Here is a 2,937-nt window from a genome sequence, read left to right as displayed (position 1 = left end):
CAGCCGCAGAGAGACCTGCCATCTCAAGGTCGCACCAGGATTCGTGTGACTCCCGCGAACAGCGTCGTGGCCAGTGTCCAGCCACTGATGATCAGTGCATAGGCCAGCACCTGACTGGACCCGCTCGGATTCCACGCCCCCGATTGACCGAGGCTCACCACCGGCACTAGCAGGTCGAGCGTGTAGGCGACCGCGTTGAAATGCGGGCCGCCCGTGCCCAGCGGCGCAGGGTGGTGGGACGCGAAGTAGACCGATCCGGCGGCAAGCAGGCCCAGCAACCACAGCCCGGCCAGCCACGGCCGATACCCGTACCCGACCGTTGCGTCCTGGAGGAGGCCCCATGCTTTCGCCGGCACGCCCGCCGATTCACGTCGCCGCCGCTGCTGAGCCAGCAGCACCCGCCGTGACTCGCCGTCACGCCCCACTGCCCGGTAGCGCGCGGCCAACTGCTCATAAGGCTGAGGCTGATACGCGTCACGAGCCAGCCACGGCAGTCGCGTCCCGGCCGCCGGCAACGGCATCAGTTCGTCATAGACGAAACCATCCAGGCGCAGCTTGACGGGCCAGGACGCGGCGTCGTCCTCGAACGTCGCAGTCCGTGCCCGCCGCAGATCCAGGCTGTGCGCGTTGAAGCCCTCATTGCAGACCATCGCCCCCTCGACGCGCGCGCCGGAGGCGTCGAGCGTGCCCAGTCGCGCACCGCTCAGCGTCAATGGCCCGACGACGCGGGCCGAGTCGAGCCGGACCGCGCCCGAAGCCGTCACGCCCGACAGATTGACACCGCCCTCGACTGAAATGTGATCCGCGCGCAGCGCCGTTCCACCGCGGTCGTCCACCAGGTCGGCGTCGGGCAGCATGAGCCCGCCCTTGATCGTGGCGCCGCTGAGGTCGACACCGCCGATGACGGTGAACCTCTTCTCCGCTCGGGTGTTGCCACGGCGCGCGAACATACCGGTGTCGACGCGCAACCCCTGCGCCAGCAAGGCGGGCGTGGGCGGGCGGTCAGGTTCCTCGTGGGTGATCTGGGCGCCGTCCAGATGCAGGTAGCCGCCTATACGCGCGCCCGGGAGCCGGAACTGTCCGTCCACGACAACGTCGTGGCAGTACATCGCGGTGTCTACGACGAGCAGGTCGCCGTAGACGGCGGCGCGCGGCGGCGTCCAGTCGGCGTCGGGGTCAGGCGGTTCGGGCGGGGGCGCAGTGATCGTGGTCCCGCTGATCTCGATCTCGAAGACGCGTGCCGCGTAGAGGCCGATCCCGCCGAGGCGGCAGCCCTCCACCTGAAGCTCGCCGCGGATCTCGGCGCGCGAGGCTTCCAGCCCGGTGAGGTAGCAGCCGCGAAGACGCACACTGCGAGTCTCGGCTTCGGCGAGGTCCAGGTCGTCGTCGAAGAAGCACCGCTCGAAGTCGAGTGCGTAGGGGACTTGCGTGTGGGCGAGCGCGAGTCGCCCGACAACACGGACGCCCGCCAGTTTGACGCCCGCGCCGCCACCTGCATCAGGCCCGCTGCCGTTCAGCAGCGCGACGATCACCTCGGCGCGGACGTCACGGGTGCGCGGCCAGGACGTCGCCTTATCGGGGCCGTCGTCGGGTCCGGAGCGCAGGTCGACCAGGGCACCGGTGGGGAAAGCGTGCCAGAGACGCTCCTCGGTGCTCGTCAGCGTACTGATCTCCAAGCTACTCACGGCATTTGAGCATCGTTGCGCTGGGCCGGCGGCGCAAGGGGATTGCGCGCTGGGCGGACGGTCGCGGCGGGCAAGTCTGCGACGACGGCGTCCCGTGAACTCATGGCGGTAGCGGGTTGTAGGTCAGGCCGGTCTGCGCGACGAAGCCGTCGAGGACGGCGGGCCGGTACTGAAGGCGCTTGAGTCGGTTGCGCATCAGCGTCTCCAGCGCATCGACGGTGAGCGCGGCCAGGTTGGCCAGGCTGCGTTTGACGTGGGACCACACGCCCTCGACCGGGTTCAGGTCCGGGGCGTAGGCCGGGAGGAGCACGACGGTCAGCCAGGCCCGTTCGGCGATCATCTGTTTCATGGTCGCCGCGATGTGGGTGTTCGGCCGGTCCCAGACCAGGATGATCGGGGCTCTCAGCTGCTGGTGGGCGGCGTCGATCAGCCCGATGTAGTCGCGTTCGGATAAGGAGCGCCGCTCGTTCATGCGGCGGCGGTGGATGCGCAGCCGGTAGAACAGTCTCGTGCGCGCCCCGGGACGGACAGCGATCAGTCCGGCGATCGACACCCGCCCGGAGCCGCGCCCGGCCACCCTCACGATCGGCGTCTGGCCCCGCCGTCCCCAGGTTCGGCCGCGCGGCGGCGTCAGATGCTGGCGCCTGCCTCGTCTTCGAAGCAAACGAAGGCGCCGAGCGTGGCCTGTGTCCTTATCGCAGGCCACGTTGTTTCCTTCCAGGCGGCGATCGCGATCTCGTCGCGCTGGGCGGCCCGTCGCGCCGGCATCTGCGGGGTGAAGCCGAGCCGACGGATCAACCGGGCTGCCGCGTCGGCGCTGTAGGAGACATGGAATTTGCGGCCGATCAGCTTGGCGACCCGAGCCCCGGTCCACACCTGGTCCTCGTCCCAGCCGAACGCCGCCGGGCCCTCATCCAGCATCAGGGCCAGCTTGGCCTGCGACTTCGTACTGAGCTTGCACCGCTGCCCCAGCGGGCCCCGGCTTGCCAGCGCCGCCGTCCCGCCGCGCTTGAAATCCGCCCTCCACCGGTACACCGACCGCACCGTCACCCGCAGCCGCTCGGCGATCTCCGAAGACGTGACGTTCTCGACGAACATCGCGGCCGCCTGCATCCGCAAAGCCTCGCGGCGCGCCCGCCCCGCAGCGTCCAACCCGCCGCCTTGCGCGTATCTCACACCAACGACATAGCGCCGTCAGGGCCGTCCGTCAGCGAACCTCAGCGAGACGACATCAAAACGCCCTCGTCAGTAA

Annotated in this window: 3 protein-coding genes; all 3 read right to left on the bottom strand. The window is 69.5% G+C overall.

The window, feature by feature from the left end:
• Nucleotides 1-23: 23 nt before the first annotated feature.
• Nucleotides 24-1,676 carry a hypothetical protein gene (locus AB0P24_RS47755; RefSeq protein ID WP_365805751.1) on the bottom strand — a complete coding sequence of 551 codons (1,653 nt, stop codon included), beginning with the start codon at nucleotides 1,674-1,676 and terminating at the stop codon, nucleotides 24-26.
• A 109-nt stretch (nucleotides 1,677-1,785) separates the two neighbouring features.
• Nucleotides 1,786-2,268 (bottom strand): transposase, encoded by a 483-nt coding sequence (locus AB0P24_RS47750; RefSeq protein ID WP_365805749.1) that lies wholly within the window; start codon nucleotides 2,266-2,268, stop codon nucleotides 1,786-1,788.
• 47 nt (nucleotides 2,269-2,315) lie between these two features.
• Nucleotides 2,316-2,798 (bottom strand): winged helix-turn-helix domain-containing protein, encoded by a 483-nt coding sequence (locus AB0P24_RS47745; RefSeq protein WP_365805747.1) that lies wholly within the window; start codon nucleotides 2,796-2,798, stop codon nucleotides 2,316-2,318.
• Nucleotides 2,799-2,937: the final 139 nt, after the last annotated feature.

This window comes from Streptomyces sp. NPDC086519 (assembly GCF_040686075.1).
GTDB classification, from domain to species: Bacteria; Actinomycetota; Actinomycetes; order Streptomycetales; family Streptomycetaceae; genus Streptomyces; species Streptomyces shenzhenensis.
This window is presented reverse-complemented; position numbering and strand designations above follow the sequence as displayed.

Coding starts and splice junctions, on each gene's coding strand:
- AB0P24_RS47745 (WP_365805747.1), bottom strand. CDS start 2,798: ATGCAGGCGGCCGCGATGTTCGTCGAGAACGTCACGTCTTCGGAGATC.